This is a genomic window from Terriglobus albidus (assembly GCF_025685425.1).
Lineage (GTDB): Bacteria > Acidobacteriota > Terriglobia > Terriglobales > Acidobacteriaceae > Terriglobus > Terriglobus albidus.
Genome location: NZ_JAGTAS010000026.1, coordinates 147,207 through 169,089 on the forward strand (window position 1 = coordinate 147,207; position 21,883 = coordinate 169,089).

The 21,883-nt window shown below is 58.4% G+C and carries 18 protein-coding genes; 8 read left to right on the forward strand and 10 right to left on the reverse strand.

The window, feature by feature from the left end; genetic code table 11:
* Window positions 1-105: 105 nt before the first annotated feature.
* Genes OHL21_RS04865 through OHL21_RS04875 form a run of 3 tightly spaced genes read right to left on the reverse strand, consistent with a single transcriptional unit; the run spans window position 106 to window position 3,530 of the window.
* Window positions 106-1,644: a hybrid sensor histidine kinase/response regulator gene (locus tag OHL21_RS04865; protein ID WP_263416124.1), complete on the reverse strand. Its 1,539-nt coding sequence runs from the start codon at window positions 1,642-1,644 to the stop codon at window positions 106-108.
* A gap of 3 nt (window positions 1,645-1,647) precedes the next feature.
* Complete coding sequence (locus OHL21_RS04870; RefSeq protein ID WP_263416125.1) at window positions 1,648-2,082, reverse strand: response regulator; 435 nt, start codon at window positions 2,080-2,082, stop codon at window positions 1,648-1,650.
* A 23-nt stretch (window positions 2,083-2,105) separates the two neighbouring features.
* Window positions 2,106-3,530: a sensor histidine kinase gene (locus tag OHL21_RS04875; RefSeq protein WP_263416126.1), complete on the reverse strand. Its 1,425-nt coding sequence runs from the start codon at window positions 3,528-3,530 to the stop codon at window positions 2,106-2,108.
* A gap of 67 nt (window positions 3,531-3,597) precedes the next feature.
* Here OHL21_RS04875 and OHL21_RS04880 point away from each other — a divergent pair, with 67 nt between their 5' ends.
* The 3 genes from OHL21_RS04880 (at window position 3,598) to clpB (ending at window position 7,356) form a co-directional block, all read left to right on the forward strand.
* On the forward strand, window positions 3,598-3,972 hold the full coding sequence (locus OHL21_RS04880; protein ID WP_263416127.1) for a hypothetical protein: 375 nt from the start codon (window positions 3,598-3,600) through the stop codon (window positions 3,970-3,972).
* Between the two features lie 150 nt (window positions 3,973-4,122).
* Window positions 4,123-4,608 carry an Hsp20/alpha crystallin family protein gene (locus OHL21_RS04885; protein WP_263416128.1) on the forward strand — a complete coding sequence of 162 codons (486 nt, stop codon included), beginning with the start codon at window positions 4,123-4,125 and terminating at the stop codon, window positions 4,606-4,608.
* Window positions 4,609-4,734: 126 nt separating this feature from the next.
* On the forward strand, window positions 4,735-7,356 hold the full coding sequence (gene clpB, locus OHL21_RS04890; protein WP_263416129.1) for an ATP-dependent chaperone ClpB: 2,622 nt from the start codon (window positions 4,735-4,737) through the stop codon (window positions 7,354-7,356).
* 622 nt (window positions 7,357-7,978) lie between these two features.
* Here clpB and OHL21_RS04895 read toward each other — a convergent pair.
* A complete protein-coding gene (locus tag OHL21_RS04895; RefSeq protein ID WP_263416130.1) occupies window positions 7,979-9,781 on the reverse strand; it encodes an ArnT family glycosyltransferase in 1,803 nt (600 codons plus the stop codon).
* Window positions 9,782-9,895: 114 nt separating this feature from the next.
* Complete coding sequence (locus OHL21_RS04900) at window positions 9,896-10,945, reverse strand: NAD-dependent epimerase/dehydratase family protein (protein WP_263416131.1); 1,050 nt, start codon at window positions 10,943-10,945, stop codon at window positions 9,896-9,898.
* A gap of 121 nt (window positions 10,946-11,066) precedes the next feature.
* Between OHL21_RS04900 and OHL21_RS04905 the strand changes: the two genes are divergently transcribed.
* Both OHL21_RS04905 and OHL21_RS04910 read left to right on the forward strand, forming a co-directional pair.
* Window positions 11,067-12,626, forward strand: a complete 1,560-nt coding sequence (locus OHL21_RS04905; protein ID WP_263416132.1) for an NAD(P)/FAD-dependent oxidoreductase — start codon at window positions 11,067-11,069, stop codon at window positions 12,624-12,626.
* A 24-nt stretch (window positions 12,627-12,650) separates the two neighbouring features.
* Entirely contained in the window at window positions 12,651-13,847 is a 1,197-nt protein-coding gene (locus OHL21_RS04910; RefSeq protein ID WP_263416133.1) for a GGDEF domain-containing protein, read from the forward strand.
* 255 nt (window positions 13,848-14,102) lie between these two features.
* On the opposite strand, the gene prmC is transcribed toward OHL21_RS04910, so the two are convergent.
* Window positions 14,103-14,975 (reverse strand): peptide chain release factor N(5)-glutamine methyltransferase, encoded by an 873-nt coding sequence (gene prmC / locus OHL21_RS04915; RefSeq protein ID WP_263416134.1) that lies wholly within the window; start codon window positions 14,973-14,975, stop codon window positions 14,103-14,105.
* A 15-nt stretch (window positions 14,976-14,990) separates the two neighbouring features.
* Window positions 14,991-16,064: a peptide chain release factor 1 gene (gene prfA, locus OHL21_RS04920; RefSeq protein WP_263416135.1), complete on the reverse strand. Its 1,074-nt coding sequence runs from the start codon at window positions 16,062-16,064 to the stop codon at window positions 14,991-14,993.
* Between the two features lie 426 nt (window positions 16,065-16,490).
* On the opposite strand from prfA, the gene OHL21_RS04925 reads away from it, so the two are divergent.
* On the forward strand, window positions 16,491-18,326 hold the full coding sequence (locus OHL21_RS04925; RefSeq protein ID WP_317889958.1) for an ATP-dependent DNA ligase: 1,836 nt from the start codon (window positions 16,491-16,493) through the stop codon (window positions 18,324-18,326).
* Here the strand turns inward: OHL21_RS04925 and OHL21_RS04930 are convergent.
* Window positions 18,299-19,195 carry a DMT family transporter gene (locus OHL21_RS04930; RefSeq protein ID WP_263416136.1) on the reverse strand — a complete coding sequence of 299 codons (897 nt, stop codon included), beginning with the start codon at window positions 19,193-19,195 and terminating at the stop codon, window positions 18,299-18,301. The genes OHL21_RS04925 and OHL21_RS04930 overlap by 28 nt on opposite strands.
* A 124-nt stretch (window positions 19,196-19,319) precedes the next feature.
* Between OHL21_RS04930 and OHL21_RS04935 the strand changes: the two genes are divergently transcribed.
* Window positions 19,320-19,760: an Lrp/AsnC family transcriptional regulator gene (locus OHL21_RS04935; protein WP_263416137.1), complete on the forward strand. Its 441-nt coding sequence runs from the start codon at window positions 19,320-19,322 to the stop codon at window positions 19,758-19,760.
* A 41-nt stretch (window positions 19,761-19,801) separates the two neighbouring features.
* Here OHL21_RS04935 and OHL21_RS04940 read toward each other — a convergent pair whose 3' ends face one another.
* A complete protein-coding gene (locus OHL21_RS04940) occupies window positions 19,802-19,996 on the reverse strand; it encodes a YqaE/Pmp3 family membrane protein (protein ID WP_147650335.1) in 195 nt (64 codons plus the stop codon).
* Window positions 19,997-20,057: 61 nt separating this feature from the next.
* A complete protein-coding gene (locus OHL21_RS04945) occupies window positions 20,058-20,309 on the reverse strand; it encodes a hypothetical protein (protein WP_263416138.1) in 252 nt (83 codons plus the stop codon).
* A 200-nt stretch (window positions 20,310-20,509) separates the two neighbouring features.
* On the opposite strand from OHL21_RS04945, the gene OHL21_RS04950 reads away from it, so the two are divergent.
* Window positions 20,510-21,544: an aldo/keto reductase gene (locus OHL21_RS04950; RefSeq protein ID WP_263416139.1), complete on the forward strand. Its 1,035-nt coding sequence runs from the start codon at window positions 20,510-20,512 to the stop codon at window positions 21,542-21,544.
* Window positions 21,545-21,883: the final 339 nt, after the last annotated feature.

Below are 21,883 nucleotides of genomic sequence, written 5' to 3' on the forward strand. Positions count from 1 at the left end.
AATAGCCAAGGCAAACTCAAAGAGCGAAGAAAAGCACAGCCCGATGTGGCAAACTGCAACGTGCTCCCATGCATTAACGTTTTAACTTGCAACTTTTAACTCTTCTTAGCTCTTCAAAGGCAGCGCAATTCGCATCGTGGTCCCACAATGCCTGGGGTCGGTGCTGGTACGCAGGAAGAGTGTTCCGCCGGCTTCGGCGACGATACCTCGCGTGACCCACAGGCCGAGGCCTGTGCCGCGTTCGCCTTTGGTGGTGAAAAAGGGTTCGAAGATCTGTGAGATGTGCGCCTGTGCGATTCCCGGGCCAGTGTCAGCGATGGTAACGATGGCGCATTCGGGAGTCTCGCGGGAGCGGATGGTGAGGGTGCCGCCTATGCCTGACATAGCTTCGATGGCATTGCCGATCAGGTTGGCAAAGACCTGCCGCAATGAAAGCGGGAAGGTCTTTCCTGAAGGAGAAGGACGAAGATCCGTGATGATCTGTATCTGCGCTCCCTCGGCGCGGGAAGCGAAGAGCTGTACGACTTCATCAATAAGCTTATTCAGCAGATGTCCGGCGCCGGAGTTGCCGCGATAGAAGCTCAGTGTCGTGCGGGTGATATGGCCGACGCGGTCCAGCTCGCGTGCGCCCATGTTGACCAGCTCCTGCAGATCGAGTGGAAGCTCTGGATGTGTCTGCAGCAGATACAACACGTTGGTCAGAGCTTCGAGCGGATTATTGATCTCATGTGCGAGCGTGTTGGCCATGCGTCCCGCGGAAGCCAGGCGCTCGGAGTTGATCAGGCGTTTCACCAGCTCGGCACGTTCGCGCGCATCGGCCTTGCGCGCGGAGATATCTTCGATCACCAGTGAGAGCGATTCGGTCTCGCTGAGGTCCGGCTGCAGGACAGAGATGGTGAGTTGTACATCGACGGCATGGCCGTCTTTGTGGCGTAGGCACTTCTCGACACGCATGCTGGGGACTCTGCGTGAGAGCAGATCTTCGAACACGATCTCCTTGTCTTGATCGCGATCGGAGGAAGGTAACAACAGGTCGTAGAAGCTGACCGCCTCCAGCTCATCCGAGGTCAAACCGAGTATGTCGCGCAGGCGCTGATTGGCCAGAATCCATCGTCCGTCGAGCGAGATGTGCGCCATGCCGACAGCGGCCTGGTTGAAGGTCGCGGAGAAGCGCGTTTCCAGAGTTTTGAGCGCGGCTGCGGTGCGTAACTTTTCGTGACGGGCTTCGGCGTCAGCGAGCTCTCGTTCGATCGCGGGTACCAGGCGCTCCAGATTGTCTTTCAATACATAGTCATGTGCTCCGGCACGCATGGCAGAGACGGCGGTCTCTTCGCTGATGGTTCCTGAGACGATGATGAAGGGTAGGTCCATTCCACTGGCCTGCAGCAGGGCCAGTGCGTCGCGTGCTCCAAAACCGGGCAACGTGTAGTCGGCGATGACCAGGTCCCAGTTGCGTGAACGCAGGGCCTCATGCATCTGCGCGCGGGTTTCGATGCGACGCATCTCGATCTCGTATCCGGCCCGGTGAAGATGACGCCTCAGCAACAGCGCATCAGGCTCGTAGTCTTCGACGATAAGTACACGAAGCCGCCTGCGTTGTTCCGCGGGGAGAGTGATGTTGGGCTGCGGCAGGGTCACGCGCATGTCTCACGAGATAGGTGGCGCCTGGTTCAGCAGAAGCCAGTACATTCCGAGCTGCTTGGTAGCTTCAGCAAAATCTGTAAAGTTGACTGGTTTGCGAATGTAGCTGTTTACGCCCAGACGATACGAGCTGACGATATCGCGCTCTTCGTCCGACGAGGTGAGTACAACAACGGGCAACAGAGAGGCCCTTTCCTTGGAACGAATTGCCTTCAACACCTCCAGACCCTGCACCTTGGGAAGCTTCAGGTCCAGAAGAACGAGCTGCGGCATGGGAAGCTCGCCTGCCTCGTACCTGTCGACCAGTTCAAGAGCTTCGGCGCCGTCGCGGGCGACACTGATCTCGTTCGCGACATTAGCCTTGCGCAAAGCGCGGATGGCGAGTGCTTCGTGATCCGGGTCGTCTTCGACCAGCAGAATCAAATTCGTGTTGATGGTCATTCGTAGGAACCTTCCCCCCAAGATTATGATCCAAGTGTGAAGTAGAAGGTCGCGCCTTGATCCTCCTTACCCTCGGCCCAGATGCGGCCCTGGTGCCTGCGGACGATGCGAAGCGTGGTTGCAAGGCCGATGCCGGACCCTTTGAAGTCGCGGTCTCCATGCAGGCGCTGGAAGGCAGTAAAGAGGCGGTCAACATACCGCATGTCAAATCCGGCTCCATTATCGCGGACAAAGTAGACGTTCGAGCCGTCTCCCGGATAGGAGCCGAACCTGATGACAGCGTTTGGTATTTTTGCGGTGAACTTGAAGGCATTTCCCAGCAGGTTTTCAAGGGCAATGCGCAGCAGGCGGGGATCAGCCTGGGCAAGGACGGGAGTGCCGGGAATCTCGAAACGGACGTTGCGCTCGGGGTCCGACGCTTTGAGATCGGCGGCAACGGATCGGGCAAGCTCCGCCAGATCCGTTGTCTCGCGGATAAGGTCGGTACGAGTTACGCGGGACAACTGCAGCAGGGCATCGATCAGCTGACCCATGCGCTGCACACCGCTGCGGACGCGATGAATGTAGTCGCGCCCCTGATCGTCCAGTTTGTCGCCGTAGTCTTCATACAGGGCCAGCGAAAAACCGTCGATGGTGCGCAACGGTGCGCGAAGATCGTGCGATACGGAATAGGAGAAGGCTTCGAGCTCATGGTTCGAAGTTTCGAGCGCGTGCGTGCGTTCCCTCACGCGCTTTTCTAGATCGGTAGCCAGGGTGCGAATCTCCTCGGCTTGTGCAGCAATCTGGTCGCGGGCAGTAATCTCTTTTCCCAGGAAATGGAAGGCGAGAATCAGGAACAGCAGATTCAACCCGGTCGCAACGCCGAAGGTGGTGTAGGCCGAGCGCCGGGCGGTTGTGACCTGATCGTCCCGCCATTTGAGCAGACGGCGTTCCTCTCCTTCGATCTGGGCAACGGCGTAAGCGGCTGTGAAGTTGCCATACCGGTACTGGTCGGTCATCATGATCGAAAGCTGATCCGGCGTGAGCGCGGCAGCAGGTTGAGCCTTGCGAAGTTGAACGCCGATCTCAATCGAGGTCAGCCGTGCCTGAATCCGCTCGCGGACCTTGGGTAAGCGAGCCTGCTGGCTGGGGCTATCCTCTGTGAGCTTGCCTACGTACTCGAAGGTATCCCAGACCTGGTTGACGGCATCGTTGTACTGCTTTTCCAGGATCGGATCCGCCTGCAGGACATAGCCCCGGGCCGCGCTCTCGGCCGTCCGGATCTCTGCCACAAGCTGTTCACAGGCAGTAACGGTCTCCAGCGTGTGAGATTGCCACCGCTGACTCGCCGCGAAAATACGGAGAGCGCGATAAGCCAGCCAGCTATTAAGCAACACAATCAGGACGGCGCCGATGTAGGCGAGCCGGTAGCCAAAGGCACGCATCGAGACGATCAATGGGACTCCCATGCGATGCAAAGCTTTTGTTGAGGAGTTGCCTGAACGGGTATGTCATCATTCAGCACGGAGACCTTCCATGGTTCGGATCGTTGTCGGCGCTGTTCTCGGTTACCTGTTCTCACTCGGCAGCTCGGTTGTGTGGTTTATGAAAACACATCATGATCCGACACAGCGAGTCTCGACGCGCTACCTGCTCGCAAGTATCGTGGTCGGCTTCTTCTGCTCGGTGACGACCGGATTTCTGGCTGCGGTCATCGGCGGGTCGCGCCGCTCAGCCTGGGGGACGGCGATCATTCTGTTCGCTACAGGCGGGCTTGGTGTGGCGGAGTCTCTTCTGGTCAGCAAGTCGGGCTCGCTGGAGTTGACCTGGGTATCGATCGTCGTCATGGTTCCGGCGACGGTTTTCGGCGGTGAGTGGGCCGAGCGCCGCTTGGAACACGTGAAAAAGTAATTTATTTTCAACTGCTTACGAGAACGTGAGAGTCTTTTCTAAAAAGTTGAGTGTAATTGCATCACATTTTATGAATCGATTGTGCTATGGTATGCGTCAGATGATGTGAAGGCCGGAGATCCCGGCCCACAGTTCAGGAGGAAATGCATCATGACGATCACACGTTGGACCCCGTTCTCGGATCTGGCTGTCCTGCAGAACCGTTTGAACTCGATCTTCAATGATTTCGGTGCGCCTGAAGGGCGTAGTGAGTCGTTGGCGTCAGGGAATTTCACCCCCGCCGTGGACGTTTATGAGGATGCGCAGAAAATCGTGCTGAAACTCGACGTTCCGGGGATCAGGCAGGAAGATATCGACGTTCGTCTGGAGAACCAGACCCTGACGGTCAAGGGCGAACGCAAGTTTGAAAAGGAAGAGAAGGAAGAGAACTTCCACCGGATTGAGCGCCGATACGGCAGCTTCATTCGTATGTTCACTCTTCCGCAAACGGCGGATATGGAGAAGGTGAGCGCCGACTATAAAGATGGTGTGCTTCAGGTTGAGATCGCTAAGAAGTCTGAGGCTCAACCCAAGCAGATCAAGATCGGCGTTGCCGGTACCGGTCCGAAGCAGGTTGAGGCAAAGACCGCGGCGTAAGCTTCATGGTGCACTGACGGGCACCGAAACGATGGGAGACCTGCCGTTGAAGGGAGGGCTCCCATTCTTTTGTGATGCGTATGCAGCCCTGAGATGTATCTAAGGATTAGGTGAGGTAGGGAAACGATGGCAATTCGTTGGGACAAATTTACGGTGAAGTCGCAGGAGGCGGTGCAGGCGGCGCTGGGCCATGCCTCTGACTCGGGAAACCCCGAGGTACTGCCGCTGCATCTGGCCGCTGCTCTGCTGGAAGACCGTGAGGGCATCGTCATTCCGGTGCTGGAGAAGATCGGTGTCCCTGTGCAGCAGCTTCTTAGCCAGGTGAATGCGGCCATTGCGAAACTGCCGAAGGTACAGGGGGCAAGCCAGCAGCCCGGTGTGGGTGCTGCCCTGCAGAAAGTATTGGATCGCGCCTTCAAAGAGGCAGAGAACTTCAAGGACGAGTACGTCTCGACCGAGCATCTTCTGCTGGCCTTAAGCGAAGAGAAGAACGGCGTCGTCCAGGCCGCGCTGGCGACCTTCGGCGCAACCCATGATGCGATTCTGAAGGCGCTGACCTCGGTGCGCGGCACACAGCGCGTGACCGATCAGAATCCCGAAGGGAAGTTCCAGGCGCTGGAGAAGTACGCCAAGGATCTGACCGAGCAAGCGCGCAAAGGTAAGCTCGATCCGGTGATCGGCCGTGACGAGGAGATTCGCCGCGTCATTCAGGTACTGTCGCGCCGCAGTAAGAACAACCCGGTACTGATCGGTGAACCCGGCGTGGGTAAGACGGCGATTGTCGAAGGCCTGGCTCGCCGCATCGTCTCCGGCGATGTGCCGGAGATTCTGAAGGAGAAGCGGGTTATCTCGCTGGACCTGGGATCGATGCTTGCCGGAGCGAAGTTCCGCGGTGAGTTCGAAGACCGTCTGAAGGCTGTGCTGAAGGAGATTGAAGAGTCGAACGGACAGATCATCCTGTTCATCGATGAGCTGCACACGCTGGTGGGCGCTGGAGCTGCAGAAGGCGCGATTGACGCCAGCAATATGCTCAAGCCGGCGCTGGCGCGCGGCGAGCTACGGGCGATCGGCGCAACCACGCTGAACGAGTACCGCAAATACATCGAGAAGGATGCCGCACTGGAGCGCCGCTTCCAGATTGTGTATGTCGGCGAGCCCAATGTCGACGATACGATCGCGATTCTGCGCGGCCTGAAAGAGCGGTACGAGTCGCACCACAAGGTACGCATCAAGGACTCGGCGATTGTGTCGGCGGCCGTGCTCTCACATCGCTATATCAGCGACCGCTTCCTTCCGGACAAGGCGATTGATCTTGTGGACGAAGCGGCAGCATCGCTGGCCATCCAGATTGGCAGTGTTCCGGTAGAGATCGATGCGCTGGAGCGTCGGGCGACCTCGCTCGAGATTGAGCGTGAGGCCCTGAAGCGGGAGAAGGATCCGAACTCGCAGGACCGGTTGCAGGAAGTTGAGAAGGAGCTGGCCGACATCAAGGAGCAGGCCAGTGGCCTGCGGGCGCGGTGGCAGAAGGAGAAAGATGCTATTAGCCGCATCAGCGAGTTGAAGCAGGCGATTGAGAATCTGCGCTTCCAGATCGAAGAGCAGACCCGCAAGGGCGATCTCGGAAGGGCAGCGCAGATTCAGTACAGTGATCTGCCCAAGGCGGAGGCGGAGCTGAAGGAGCTCGAGAAGCTGCAGGATGGTAGCGACACTGCGCAACGCATGTTGAAGGAAGAGGTGGACGAGGAAGATATCGCCAAGATCGTCTCCAAGTGGACCGGAATTCCGGTGGCGAAGATGCTCGAAGGCGAAGTACAGAAGCTGGTCCATATGGAGCAGCGTCTGCGCGAGCGTGTCATCGGACAGGATGAAGCTTTGACGGCGGTGGCGAATGCAATTCGCCGCTCCCGTGCGGGCTTGTCCGATCCCAAGCGCCCCATCGGTAGTTTCATCTTCCTCGGACCCACGGGCGTAGGTAAGACGGAGACGGCGCGTGCTCTGGCGGAGTTCCTCTTCGACGACGAGCAGGCGATGGTGCGCATTGATATGTCGGAGTACATGGAGAAGCACGCCGTGGCACGCCTGATCGGCGCTCCTCCGGGATACGTGGGCTTCGACGAAGGTGGACAGTTGACGGAGGCGATCCGCCGGCGCCCGTATGCCGTAGTGCTCTTCGATGAGATCGAGAAAGCGCATCCGGATGTCTTCAACGTGCTGTTGCAGGTACTGGATGATGGCCGCCTGACCGATTCGAAGGGACGTACGGTCGATTTCAAAAACACCGTGCTGATCATGACGTCTAATATCGGTGCAAGCGCGTTGTCGACGGCCTGGGCCGACAGTGAAGATGGCTTCGAAGATGCCAAGAGCCGTGTGATCGACTCGCTGAAGCAGCACTTCCGCCCGGAGTTCCTGAACCGTGTGGATGACATCGTGGTCTTCCATCCGCTGGGCGAGGAGCAGTTGACGCATATCGTCGACCTGCGACTTGCCGACCTGCAGAAGCTTCTGGACGCACGGAAGATTCATCTGGAGCTGACACCGGCGGCGCACAAGAAACTCTTTGCCGCGGGTTACGATCGCGCCTACGGAGCTCGTCCGCTGAAGCGTGCGATCCAGCGACTGGTGCAGGACCCGCTCGCCATCAAGATTCTGGACGGCGAAGTGCGGCACGGCGACAAGGTGCGCGTCGATGCTGGTAAAGACGCTCTCACCTTCGAGGTCGTCGAATCGGAAGCGGTTCCGGCGTAAGAATAGGAAGAAAGGGCCGGGCATATTGCCCGGCCCTTTTCTTGTATGGACGGGTAATGCACCGTTGCCCCATTCTTTCGCGAAGCGTTGAGTTCCCTGACATCCTTTACAGAGTGTCTCCAGAGATCCTTACAGGTCTAGCAGGAAGCGAGGCCCTCGGCCGCGAATTTTTTATCCGCATAGCGCATCCCGTTTCGCACCGCAGGTGCGAATGCCATGCTTAAGGGGACGGCTTCAGCCGTCCCGTACGAAGTCCTCGCCCAGGCGGCGGCTTTTAGCCGCTGAGGTCAGATTTCTTCACGGCGAAGTGTAGCCTTGAGGCCACACTTTTGTCATTTCGTAGCGGAAGCGGAGAAATCTGCTTCTCCACCACGGAGCCCTCAGCGGCTAAAGCCGCTACTCCTGGCAGCTCAGTATGGGACGGCTGAAGCCGTCCCCTTAACAAGACATTCGCGCCCGTGGCGCGAAATAGTTGCGCCGCGCGCAACGGACTCAGGTGCTTGTCTGCTTATTATTCGCTCGATACCCCACGCTAAACCCCAGCGAACAAGTTCGCCGGGGACCCCATTCTTCGCGTTCCGCGAAGAATGGGGCAACGAGTGTCGGCGCGTCTCAATGATTGCTATCGAATGTCTTGAATCGGAAGTTCCAGGTCATCCTCATGCGGCTGATTCGCTTCACTGTGAAATGGAATGATTGTAGCCACGTGTCCATATCCACTGGCCGGCGAGCGGTCTCCTGAAGCTTCATAGAACTTCGGTACGCCGTGCATGAGCGGCGTAAATCCTCCAATTGCGCCCGCGCGTGTATTGATTGGCATCTCATCTACGGGATAACGGTGTTCGCGCAGGTCCTGCACCATCCAGTTCTTGTCGTGGCCAAGGATGATGAAGTGCCCTGTCTGTTGCAGGAAGCCGGCCAGCGGAACAATGGGGACGTGATAGTAGCTGTTCCGTCCGGTCCAGAGGTTGCGGTCGGGTGAGTCTTCTCCGCGGAACCGGCGGATTGCGTCGAAGTCGACGGGGAAGACAATGCGCGAGGCAAGTGACGGTGGTGCATAGCGTTGGAACGTAAGCACCATGAGCGGATCGGGAATCGCGATCGGTTGGTTGCCGGCGATGGTCGAAAGGTGGCTCACGACCTTATAAAAGCTCTGCTTCTGCTCTGTATACCAGTAGCCAATGATGGACTCACGGGTCGTTACCCATGTCACAAAGAGGATAAGGAAGATGATGGCGGCGTAGCGCGTATGTCCGAAGAGCCGATGCGCCGCCGCAACGCCGGCAATGGCAAAACCGAAACATACCGGAATCACAAAACGCGGAGAGAGCATGCCGCCTTTGATCGAAGCGACCGCATAACCGAGGAATGGATACAGCATGAGGAAGAACGCCGCGATCAGCTCATGGGTTGGAAACGCTTGCCTCCCATGTCGCATGCGGTACTCGGTTGCGAGTTGGCCCAGAGCTCTGGGCCGGATGGAAGCGCGGCAGTTTGTACAGAAGCGAGAAAGGACGCGGACGATGCCGACCAGCAGAAACAGCGCGAGCAGCGGATACAGCACTGCCTCCACCATCTCCGTGTAGGAGTCGAAGACCTGATCGAGAGAAACCTTGTTCCATGCATGCGGAGCATAGGTAGAAATTCCTGCGCGGATCAGGCCTCGGTAGCAGACGAGAGGAGCAGCAGCCAGCATCATTCCCAGCCAGATTCGGGGACGAATGATAGAGTGAAGCTCCGCCATGCGCCATCGCTCGGTATGCAGTCGTTGCAACGTGAAAGCCACCTCACCCGCTGCCACGGGAAGAAACGCGAGCACCGCGAAGTAATTGGTGGAGATGCCGAGCGCCAGTGCGATCACCATGCCGGTCAGAGTAAGGGCTTCATGGCTGCGCGTCTTCGGTTCGATGGTTCGAGACCAGCACAGTAGGGCCAGCATCGCGAAACCATAAAAGATGCCGTAGCTGCGGCTTTCATAGGAGTATTCGAAGGCGCCGGTTGCCATCGACAGGAAGGTTCCCGCGAGTGCCCATGTGGGGGAGATTCTCCGCCGCAGGAAGAGGTAGAGCGATAACAACCCCAACCAGTAGCCGGCGATTGCCGGCAGGCGCAGTGCGAGCTCGTGATTGCCAAACAGGCGCATCGCACTCAGAACCGCGAGATGCGACAGAGGCGGATTCGGATCGGCGCCCAGGCTGAGGGCGTGCCAGATCGCGTGGGCTGAACCCAGATTCGCAAGGTGATACGTGATCAGCTCATCGAGCCACAGCAGCTTCATGGAAGAGAGCAGCGTGGTAATGACAGCGTAGAAGGCGCTAAGCGTTGTAAAGGCCAGGGCAGGATGTGTATTGATCCATGTCTGCGCTCGATCCGCGGTGCCTCGCAGGCCTGAAGGCGCAAGAATGGCAGGTCTTGTTGTCGCCAAAGTGCCCACGTGCGGCTTCCCTCCAGTGGCCCAGATTCATTGCAGAAAGTCGTGCAGGCGTTCTGTTAGGGACGTGGGATGGAGCGTTGTTGGAAGAGGTTGTATTGCGGGCGTTTAACTGAGCCACTTTAACAGCCGAATAATACCCATACTCGCCGGTTTGCGGTGTGCGGAGACATCAGTACGTGCCGCGATCTCCTTGCGATTCTGTGAGTAATAGCTATAGGCACGCAGCAGCATCTCTTCATTGGTGAGTGTTGGCCGCCAGCCGAGCTCGCGCTTGATGCGTGTGGTGTCAAACAGAAAGCTCTCAGCGATCATCTTGTAGTGATACGGTCCAAGCGGCGAGAGTTTAAGTTTGTGCGCCGCAATCATAGCGGCAATCGTCGGTCCCTGCGGCAGCGAGCGCACCTTGCTGCGCGATCCGGCCGCGGTGATGACGGACTCATAGACTTCGCGCATCGACTTCACATTGTCTGAGCCGACATTGAAGGTATTGCTGCCGCTGTAGCCGGCTGCCTGGATGCAGGCTGTAGCCAGATCGTCAGCGTAGATGAATTGATAGGTATTGTTGCCCGGGCCGACGACCCAGACGGTTTTGTGATCGTCGATGAACTCGTACAGGATGGCGAGAAGGCCCAGACGGCCGGAATCCATGATGGTGGGACAGCGCAGTGTCACCACATTCAGACGATCGGTATAGTTCGAGAGAATCTTCTCCGCTTCCCATTTGGAGCGGCCATAGATCTCCACCGGAGCAGGGGCGTCTTCTTCTGTGATGGGGCGCCCCATATTGGCGGCCCACAGGCAGTTCGTGGAGGTAAAGACGAACGGTTTTACGCCATGCTCGACGGCCAGGTTCGCAAGAAGCCGGGTGGTATCGACGTTCGAGGTCCATAGGAGATGCTCGTCGATCCGGGCGCCATGCGCCAACTGTGCCGCGACATGGAAGATGGCGTCGAAACGATGTTCGGCGAAGACACGTTGCATCAACGCCCTATCGCGAAGATCTCCCTGGATGGAGATCAGTCCAGGCAGAGTGTCCTCGTCGCGTTCCAGGTCGATGTTGACCACGGTATGGCCTTCACGAAGGAGTCTGCGCTTGAGAACGCCGCCAAAGAATCCGGAGGCGCCGGTGACCAGGGTGTGCATGTCTAAGTCCATTCTAGACGTCCTCCCTGCGCAGTTTCGGATTACGGCGGAGGCATCCTTTTCTGCGGATGGGGCCTCACAGTTACAACCAAAATCGACAGAGTTCCGGAATCCTCCGTAGGATAGGAGAGGAATGAGAAAGCGAGCCGTGATCCTGGGCGCAGGCCCTGCTGGTCTGACTGCTGCCCTGGAACTGGTGCGGCAGTCGGATATCCAACCCATTGTTCTCGAAGCCGGGGACTGCGTTGGCGGTATCTCGCGGACGGTACGCTATAACGGCAACCGGATGGACATCGGCGGTCACCGCTTCTTTTCAAAGAGCGACAAAGTCATGCGCTGGTGGCTCGAACTGATGCCGGTGGAGCACGAGGCAGAGGCCGAAGCGGCGATCAGCTACCAGAACAAGACGCGGCATCTGCCCATACACGAACGCCGCGAGGGCGAGGACAAGGATCTCGTCATGCTGGTGCGCCCGCGCAAGAGTGAAATCTACTTTATGCGGAAGTTCTTTGACTATCCGCTGAGTCTGAGTGGACCGACACTTCGCAAGCTGGGTCCAGTCCGTCTGGTGCGCATCGGTTTCAGCTATCTGTCATCGCGTTTGTTTCCTATTAAGCAGGAGAAGAGCCTGCGCGACTTCCTCGTGAACCGCTTTGGCAACGAGCTTTACCTGACCTTCTTCAAGAGCTACACCGAAAAAGTATGGGGTGTGCCGTGTGAAGAGATCAGCGCGGAGTGGGGAGCGCAGCGCATCAAGGGCCTGAGCCTGACAGCCGCGGTAAAGCACTTCCTGAAGAAGACCTTCGGCAGGACCGAAGGCAACATCGAGCAGAAGAAGACTGAGACCTCGTTAATCGAGCAGTTCCTCTATCCAAAGTTTGGCCCAGGCCAACTCTGGGAGCACGTAGCCGGCCTGGTGCAGCAAGGCGGCGGAGAGCTGCATATGGGTTGGCGTGCTGTGAAGGTCAACACCGAAGGCGATCGCGTCGTCAGTGTGGAGGCGGTGAACCGCGCAGGCGAGAGGCGGACTATTGCCGGAGACTACTTCTTCTCCACCGTCCCTGTGCGGGAGCTGGTGCATTCACTGGAGGTGGAGCCTCCGGCGAACGTGGTCGAAGTGGCTGATGGCCTGCAATACCGTGACTTCATCACGGTGGGCCTGTTGGTGGACAAGCTGCAGCAGACTGAGCCGGACGGCAGCCTGCTGAAAGATACGTGGATCTATATCCAGGAGCCGGATGTCCAGATTGGCCGGCTACAGATCTTCAATAACTGGAGTCCCTATCTGGTCGCTGATCCCTCGAAGGTATGGCTGGGGCTGGAGTACTTCTGTTACGACACCGATCCGCTGTGGAAGATGTCGGACGAGGAACTCAAGGCCTTCGGCGCCATGGAACTGGAGAAGATCGGCATGATCCGCCGGGAGCATGTTCGTGACGGTCATGTCGTGCGGGTTCCGAAGACCTATCCTGCATACTTCGGCAGCTATGGCCGTTTCGATGAGATTCGCCGGTACATGGATCGCTACGAAAACCTCTTCCTGGTGGGCCGCAATGGCATGCACAAGTACAACAACCAGGACCATTCCATGCTGACCGCGATGGCTGCCGTGGACGCCATTCTGGCCGGTGAGACCAGCAAAAGCTCCCTTTGGGATGTAAATACCGAGCAGGAATATCACGAAGAAAAATAATCTGCCGAAGATATCCTTGTCGGTATGAACGTCCCTTTAAGCCTGCGCTGGATGGTGGAATCGTACGTCCTGCTGCTGGGCATGCTGATGCTTGGGCTGGGCCTGGCTGCCCGTTCCATGCCTCGTTTACGTGGTGTTCTCCGGCTGTGCTTCAGTATGTTGTTCATCGCTCTGGCGATGATGATTCTGTTCTATCGCAATCAGATCCCGACGGTGGCGTTCATCTTTTCGGACGGCCTGATCATCACTGGTTTCGCCTTGATGGACGAGACGATGACCCGCTTCCTGGAGCTTCGTTATACCGAACGATGGATCGATGTCCTGCTTTTTGTGGGGACGGTCGGTTTTTCCATCTATTCCCAGGTCATGCATATGCCGATGAGGACCAGGGCGGAGCTTCTGGTCTTGGCTCTGGCGCTGCAGACGGCCCGTAGCGGCATTACCTTGCTGCGTCGTGCGCCGAAATCGCTGCAGTTGCCGGCACGGTTTCTGGCAGGCAGCTTCTTTCTCTTCTCATCCTTTTGCCTTGTGCGGATGGTGTTGCCCATCCTTCGCGGCCAACTGCTGAACCTTCCGGCCGATGACCAGGCCTTCATGGTTGATGGCGCTTCGCGGCTTTCAAAGGTCGTTCTTTTATGCGCCAGTATCGCCATCGGTTATCTCTGGATGGCCGCACTGCAGTTGAGCAATGAGCTAGACGCCCTGTCGCTGACCGATCCATTGACGTCAGCATTGAATCGCCGTGGTCTGGAAGTTCGCCTCAGCCGTGAGCTGAAGCGTGCGTCGATGAATGGCGGGAGTATCGGTCTGATTTGTCTGGACGTAGATCACTTCAAGCTGATCAACGACCGCTATGGTCATCCGGCAGGAGATTCGGTCTTATCCACGTTCGCGAAGGCGCTGTCTGAGATGCTACGGCCTGCCGATGCGCTGGGCCGCTTTGGTGGAGAAGAGTTCGTCGCTGTTCTGCCGAACACGGATGAGGAAGGAGCCCGCCTGGTGGCAGAGCGCCTGCGCGAAAGGCTGCGCAGCCTGCGATTTGAGTTCGACTCACAACTGCGGCTGACGGCAAGTTTCGGAGTTACCGCTTGCGAACGCGGCGAAGATGATCAGGCGGCGCTGCGGCGATGCGATCAGGCGCTCTATGCAGCAAAGCAATCAGGGCGGAACCGTGTGGTGGCTTTTACGTCGTTGGAACTCCAGGGCGTGTCATCCAGCTAGCTATCTTGAGGCGTGGTGGGGTGGAGCAGCGGGCTTCAGCCCGCTGATTAGAAGGCTCTCTCGAGATGGGCTTCAGCCCTGGGCTTTCCTACATGTCAGAAGAAACCCAGGGCTGAAGCCCATTTACTTGGAAGGCTGATAGACCGTGGGCTAAAAGCCCACGGCTCCCACCATTCGAGCTGCGCTCGAATATCCCATGGAATCAGAGCTAGCTTGCCGGCAGGCTCACGCCTTATATAGCAAATTGATGGCCGCTTAGCGGCGCTTCGCCAGGATGGTGCGGGGAATTCCCTGCAGGTCGTTGAGGATGGTCACTTCATTCCACTCTGAGAGCAGAGATCGCAGGGCTGCATCCTGTCCATAACCGATCTCCAGTGCCAGCAGGCCGCCTGGGTGCAGTGCCGCGTATGCCTGGGGAATCAGGCGGCGATAGATCTCCAGTCCATCTTCTCCTGCATAGAGAGCAGTGTCCGGTTCGAAGTCACGGACCTGCGGCGCAAGGGTGGAACGATCACTGAGGGGGACATAGGGAGGGTTGGAGACGATGACGTCGAAGGCCAGCCCCGCGACACTGGTCAGCAGGTCAGAGTGCAGCGGCGTGACTCGCCTCTTTACATGGTTAATGGCAGCATTCTCCCGCGCCACGCTGAGGGCGGCATCGGAGAGATCGAGCGCGGTCACATGCGCGTATGGCAGATGCACGGCAAGTGCAATGGCAATGCATCCGGTGCCGGTGCCAACGTCGGCAATGCGAACCGCATGATGCTGCGGGATCTGCGCCAGAACCGACTCCACCAGTAGTTCGGTCTCAGGCCGTGGGATCAGCGTTGCAGGGGTGACACGGAAGGGAAGACCATAGAACTCCTGCACGCCGGTGATGTACTGCACGGGTTCATGGGCAGCGCGGCGGGCAAGCAATGCCTGGTAAGCGGCGAGCTCCGCGGAGGCTAGCTCGCGCGTGGGATCGATCAGCAGTTGCGCTTTGGTGATGCCGAGGGTGTGTAGCAGCAACAGCTCGGCATCGCGCGCCGGAGACTCCGTGTGCGCAAGCTGGGTACGGGCTTCGAGCTGGGCCTCACGAAGGTTCATCGGGGGAGATGCAGCGCCCGCGTCGTGCGAGGTACGCACGCGGCCGTCCTTTCGTTAGGCTGCTGTGGCTTCGGCCTTGAGGCGTTCTGCGGTATCGTGCTCGATCAGGGCATCGATGACCGGCTGCAGCTTACCTTCCATGATCAGGTCAAGCTGGTGCAGGGTCAGGCCGATGCGGTGATCGGTCAGGCGATTCTGCGGGAAGTTGTAGGTGCGAATCTTCTCGGACCGGTCGCCGGAGCCAACCTGTTGCTTGCGGGCACTGGCCTGAGCCGCATGCTGCTTCTCCATCTCCACCTCATAGAGGCGGGCACGAAGAACACGCATGGCCTTTTCACGGTTCTTGATCTGCGACTTCTCGTCCTGGCAACTCACGACTGTGTTGGTCGGGATGTGCGTGATACGGACAGCCGAGTAGGTGGTGTTCACGCTCTGTCCGCCCGGGCCGGAGGAGCAGAAGGTATCAACGCGCAGATCCTTGGCCTCGACCTTGATGTCGACTTCCTCGGCTTCCGGCAGAACGGCGACTGTGACAGCGGAGGTGTGAACGCGGCCCTGGGTCTCCGTTGCCGGGACACGCTGCACGCGGTGCACGCCGGACTCGTACTTCATCTGCGAGTAGACGCGGTCGCCTTCGAAGATAGCGACGACTTCCTTCATGCCGCCGACGGTGGACTCGCTCTCGGAGAGAATTTCCACCTTCCAGCGGTGCTGTTCCGCAAAGCGCAGGTACAGGCGGAAGAGCTCGGCCGCAAAGAGCGAGGCTTCATCGCCGCCGGTGCCGGCACGGATTTCGATGATGACGTTCTTCTCGTCATTCGGATCCTTGGGCAGCAGCATGACCTTCAGCTCGTCTTCAATAGCGGGAAGACGGGTCTCCAGGGTGGAAAGCTCTTCCTCGGCCATGGCGCGGATGTCGGCATCGCTCTCATTGAGCATGAGTTTGGCATCAGCAATGCCCTGGTTTACCTGCTTGTACTCACGGAACTTGTCGATGGTGGGTTCCATGTCGCGGTGCTGCTTGGCGGTCTTCTGGTAGCGCTGCTGATCGGTGACGATGCCGGGGTCGGCGAGATCGCGCGAGAGCTCGTTGTAGCGGTCTTCGAGTTGTTGCAGACGGTCAAACATAAGTATGCCCTTAGGGGTAACGCTTTCTGATTGGATGAGGAGGCGCGGTAGATTGGCGCAGCAGGCTGCAGACTTGGCGCAGCTAGGCGAAGTCGTGGCGGGCCGGGTTGGAACGGTGGCTGCGCATATGCCTGTCTCTAGGATACTCCGGTTTGTTCGTGCATCCTAGGGCGTATCATCCAACTGCTGGCCAGCAGCGCCGGGAGCGGATTTTTCCGAGATCGAGGAGTGAGGAGTGAACTGTATCTGGCCTACTGGAACGACGAGGGACGAAGAGACCGGGGAAATCCGCCCCGGCCCGGTGGGTTGCGATGAAAAATTGGCCCATACTTCGTTGTCGGTCTCGACTGTGGGCCCGCCACAGCCTTCGGCCTCCGCCTCGTCTGAGACCAATTTTCACTCGCAACGCTGCTGGCGAGCAGCTGGATGACACGCCCTTGGATGGCTCTGTTTGCCGAACTCGCGTCACTGGCGGAGGAACTGGCCGGAACCTCCAGCCGCCTGAAAAAGCGGGCGGCGATTGCTGCAGCTATCGCCAAAGTCCAGGCTGAGAGCAGTCGGCAGGCCGGGCTGTTTGCGCAGTATCTGGCCGGGTTGCCGTTTGCCGAAGCCGATAACCGCAAGCTGAACGCCGGCGGAGCGATGCTGAGCGGCATCGTGAAGGAGATCAGCGGGGCGGCCGATATCACCATGTCGGCGGCCTACCGCAAGCATGGCGACCTGGGCGCAGCCGCCGCTGAACTGTGGCCCCGTCTTGCGGATCCCGGGATCGTGCTGGACGAGCTGGAAGCGGCTTTTGCCGCCTCCTCGTCGGCGAAGTCGATGGCCGCCCGGAAGCATGTCCTGACGGAGCTGTTGCGGCGGGCGACGCCGCTGGAGGCGAAGTATCTGCTCAAGCTGATGCTCGGCGATATGCGCATCGGCGTGAAGCAAAGCCTGGTGGAGGAGGCGATCGCCGAGGCTTCGGGCACCGAGGTGCGGTCGGTACGGAATGCCGTCATGCTGGAGGCGGACCTTGCCGGGGCAGTCGAGCGAGCCTTTGCCGGAACCCTGGCTGAGGCGCGGATGCGGTTATTTCACCCCCTGGGCTTCATGCTGGCCTCGCCGGTAGAGACGCCGGAGGAGGCGGTGGAGCGATTTGCCTCGACGAAGGAGTCGGCCGAAGCGGCGGACGTCGAGCTCCGAGCCGAAGAGCCCGACCCGGATGTACCGATGGCCGAGCACCTGCCTGTGGAAGCGCTGCGTATCGAGGCCCTGGTGGAGGACAAGTACGACGGCATGCGGGCGCAGGTGCACTGCGGCGTCGACAGGCGGGTGGCGATCTACTCCCGCAACCGCGACGACATCACCGAGAGTTATCCCGAACTGGTCGAGGCCTTCGAGAAGGTGAGTGAGCCGCTCATTCTGGATGGCGAGATTCTTGGCTGGGATCTTGCCGCGCAACGGGCGCTACCATTTGCCGTGCTGGGCACTCGGATCGGGCGCAAGAAGGTGAACGATGCCATGCGCGCCCAGGTTCCGGTTGTCTTCATGGTCTTCGACCTGATGTACGCCGGCGGCGAACTGAAGCTTGATCTTCCCCTGCGTGCCCGCCGTAATGAGCTGGAGGCGGTGGTGGAGCGCATCTCGGCGATGACGCGATCTCCTGTAGAGAAGGGAGTCGGGGAACTGTTTGCTGGCGGGGCGCCCAATGTGGAGCGGTTGATCCTGTCTCCGTCGTTTGTGGTGGAGAGCGCCGACGATATCGATCGCACCTATCGCGAGGCCCGTGAGCGTGGCAATGAGGGCGTCATGCTGAAGGCGATGGACTCGACCTATCAGCCCGGCCGCCGCGGCCTGATGTGGATGAAGCTCAAGCGCGAGTTGGCAACGCTGGATGTGGTTGTCACCGGTTGCGAGTTTGGCCACGGGAAGCGGGCGGGCCTACTGAGTGACTACACCTTTGCGGTGCGCGGTGAAGGCGGGGAATTGTTGAATGTGGGTAAAGCTTACTCTGGCCTGACCGATGCGGAGATTCTCGAACTTACGCAGTGGATGAAGGAGCATACGATCGAAGACTTCGGCCACTTCCGCACGGTGGAGCCGAAGAAGATTCTGGAAGTGGCCTTCAATAACGTGATGCGCAGCGACCGCCACAACAGCGGATTCGCGCTGCGCTTCCCGCGCATTCTGCGGATTCGCGATGACAAACCGGTCGAGGAGATCGATACGGTGGAACGTGTTGAAGAGATCTATCAGTCACAGCCGGATAAAGCCGGCTGAGGCTCGCTCCGCTTGAAGCTCCATCCAAAGGTCATGCCCGCAACCGCCAGAAAGATGATGCCGGCTCCGGCAATCTGTATCAGATACAGCCGTCGCCCAAGCGCGATGAGATCTACCAGAATCGCGACCGCCGGATAGATAAATGACAGAGCTGCTGTCAGATGGGTGGGCAGCTTCTGAATCGCCCCATAGAGCAGGATGTAGACCAGTCCTGTATGCACGATGCCGATGGTGGCGACCATCCCCCAGCCTTTGGTGGTAGAGGGTGCGGCGTGTGCGATCGGTCCCATCAGAACAATGCCGACGACGACCTGGATCAGCGCGATGATGTGGGGTGGTGTTCCGCTCAGCTTCTTGATCAGAACGGTGCAGACGGCGTAACAAAAGGCAGCACCCAGCGCCATGGCGACGCCGGAGAGATACTGCGATCCAAAACCGCCAACCTTCGTGTCTGCCATCACGATAAGCAGTACGCCCGCGAATGCGGCGATCAGCCAGAGCAGCTTGCTTGCCGTCATCTTCTCCGCAAAGAAGATCGCGCCCAGCACAAACAGCATGAAGGGATAAGTGTTGTAGATTGCTGTCGCGATGGAGATGGAGCTGCGCGAGTAGGCGCTGAAGAGCAGCAGCCAGTTGATGACAATCGTTACGCCACCAAGCGATCCCAGCAGAAGAACGCGCTTGTTTCGCAGATGATGCAGCAGCCCCATGGCGGCACAGGCCAGGAAGAGCGTCAGGGCGCCGAAGATGCAGCGCCAAAGCACCACGCGAAGAACGCTCTCTCCCGAGCTTAGGACAAACCATCCGATGGTGCCGGAGGCTGTCATGGCGACGGACATCTCCAGAGTTCCAAGCCGCTGTGTATCCATCTCTTGATTCTGTCAGGTTGAGGTCGCGAAATACATGACATTCCGTAAGATTCCCGCCATTATGGACAGCTTTCGAAAGCGATAGACTTGTTTCTCCTTCGATTCTGAGGGTGGTGAGGAGTGCATGGATCAGACTGACCTGGAATTGCTGCGGCTGCTCGCTGTCGATGCGCGAATGTCGCTGAAGAGTCTTGCCGACGAGGTGGGTATGTCTTCGCCCGCTGTAGCCGAGCGTTTGCAGAAGTTGAAGGAGAACGATGTCATTCGGGCGTTTACCCTTGATCTGAATGCGGAAGCGATGGGCTATCCCATGGTGGCCATCGTTCGCATCCGTCCCTTGCCAGGAAAGCTGTTGGCGGTGGAGCGGCTACTGCAGGAAATCCCGGAGGTTGCAGAGTGTGACCGTGTCACGGGTGACGATTGTTTCGTCGCGCGTGTCTACCTGCGGTCGATCCAGCACCTGGATGAGGTTCTCAACCGGATCATCGATAAGGCGCAGACGAGTACGTCGATCGTGAAGTCGCAGGTTGTTAAGCGGAGGCCCGCACCGTTTGCCTTGGAGTAGCAGGTATTTGATTAACCCATGCACCCGGTGCATGGGGGGCTCTAACAGCGGTGGGCTAGCGCGCGGGCGATCTTGCGATCGGTCTTGTACTGCGAAAGAGCGTAGACGGCCCAGATCGTTGCTGGTATCCAGCCGAGGATCGTGATCTGCAGCAGCAGGCACAGCAGCCCGGTAAACGGCCGTCCGATCAGGAAGAACGTGAGCCAAGGAAACAGAAATGCAATCAACAGGCGCATGATAAAACAATACGCTGCGGGGCTTCGCGCAGTTCCGTGACTGGTTTCAAGTTCCGTGGCGTCAGAAGAGGGTGGGCAGCGTCTCCGGTGCCGGCTGGCCGGGTTTGCCGTCCTGGCAGCGCGGGCATTTGCGTTTGTGGATATCGATGCCGTCGGCTCCGTACTCGAAGCCGCAGCCTTGCCACTCGCAGCGTAGCTTATAAGTGTTCTGGTTCGGTGCATTGGAGTCGACCCAGGCAGCTTTGCCGATCACTCTCTGTTTGTTACGGTTCAGATAGCCGGGACGCGTCGTGGGAGATTCAGAACGGGACATGACTCGGTCGAGGATAATGGAAAACCTGGGCGCGTCCGATGGCGTCCTTGGTGCATCCCTTGTGCATGGAGCATTTTCCCTGTAGGTGTAGAGTCGGGCTTCCGTATCTATGGGCGTTTTCCGCAATGAAAACGCCGCGGCAGTGCCCTACCGGGATACCCAGGAACAGGGAAAATGCTTTAAAGGAGGAGTGAATCTGCATGGAATACAGGCTGCTGGGCAACTCTGGTCTGCGTGTCTCCGAGCTTTGTTTCGGAGCAGGAACCTTCGGCCGTGACAGCGAGTTCTTTAAGGAATGGGGTCTGATGGAGGGGGACGCTGCGAAACGCATCGTCGACCTCTGTGTCGATGCCGGAATCAATTTCTTCGATACGGCGGATGTGTACTCCGACGGCGAGAGCGAAAAGGTACTTGGTGAGTCGATCCGCCATCTTGATCGTTCGCAGCTCGTAATCGGCACCAAGGCGACCTTCCGTCTTGGCACGGGGATCAATGATGCCGGCCAATCGCGGCATCATCTCATTCGTTCGATTGAAGGCAGTCTCAAGCGATTAGGGACGGACTACATCGATGTGTATTACATGCACGAAGTCGATGCCCTGACACCCATGGAGGAGACGCTGTACACCCTGAACAGAGCCGTCGAGGAAGGTAAGATCCGCTACATCGGCTGCTCGAACTTCTCCGGCTGGCAGTTGATGAAGTCTCTTTCTATCAGTGAGCGCTACGGCTGGGCGAGGTATGTTGTGCAGCAGAGCTACTACTCCCTGATCGGCCGTGACTTCGAGTGGGAGCTGATGCCGCTGGGCCGGAGCGAGAAGGTCGGCACGGCGGTGTGGTCTCCGCTTGGATGGGCGCGTCTGACCGGGAAGTACAGCCGTAATAAGCCAAAGCCTACGACCAGCCGCCTGAACGACGAGAAGATGATCGCCGCAGGTCCGAAGGTTTCGGACGAACATCTCTACAACGTCGTCGATGCGATTGAAGCGATTGCGCAGGAGACTGGAAAGTCTGTCCCGGAGATTTCATTGAATTGGCTATTACATCGGCCAACCGTATCGACCATCATCATCGGCGGACGCAGCGAAGAGCAGTTGAAGCAGAACTTCAAAGCTGTCGGCTGGAAGCTTACGCCGGAGCAGATGACGAAGTTGGATGAAGCCAGCAAGGTAATAGCAGCGTATCCGTATTGGCATCAACGCCAGTTTCCGGAACGCAATCCTGATCTGCTCTAATAGCCGGCAGTTCGAAACGAAAGAGGCGGCCTGTGTGGCCGCCTCTTTTTTGCTTATGAAGAACGTTGATCAATAGGTGGGAGCAGCGGGCCTTACAGCCCGCTGATAAGGCATGAAAAGTGAATGGGCTTTAGCCTGGGCTTTTGTTTCGTTAGACAGTAGAGGCTCAAGGCTAAAGCCCATCTTTTGTGGCTCTGTAAACCGTGGGCTTTAGCCTAATGTCACTTACTTTTTGATTTTGGGAGAGGACCGAAGTGATGTTTTGAGGGGAAGGATTTTCCTTTTCCCCAGATTTCGCGAGGGTAAGATCGATGTTTGGTTCGTTGTGGAAGCTTGGCT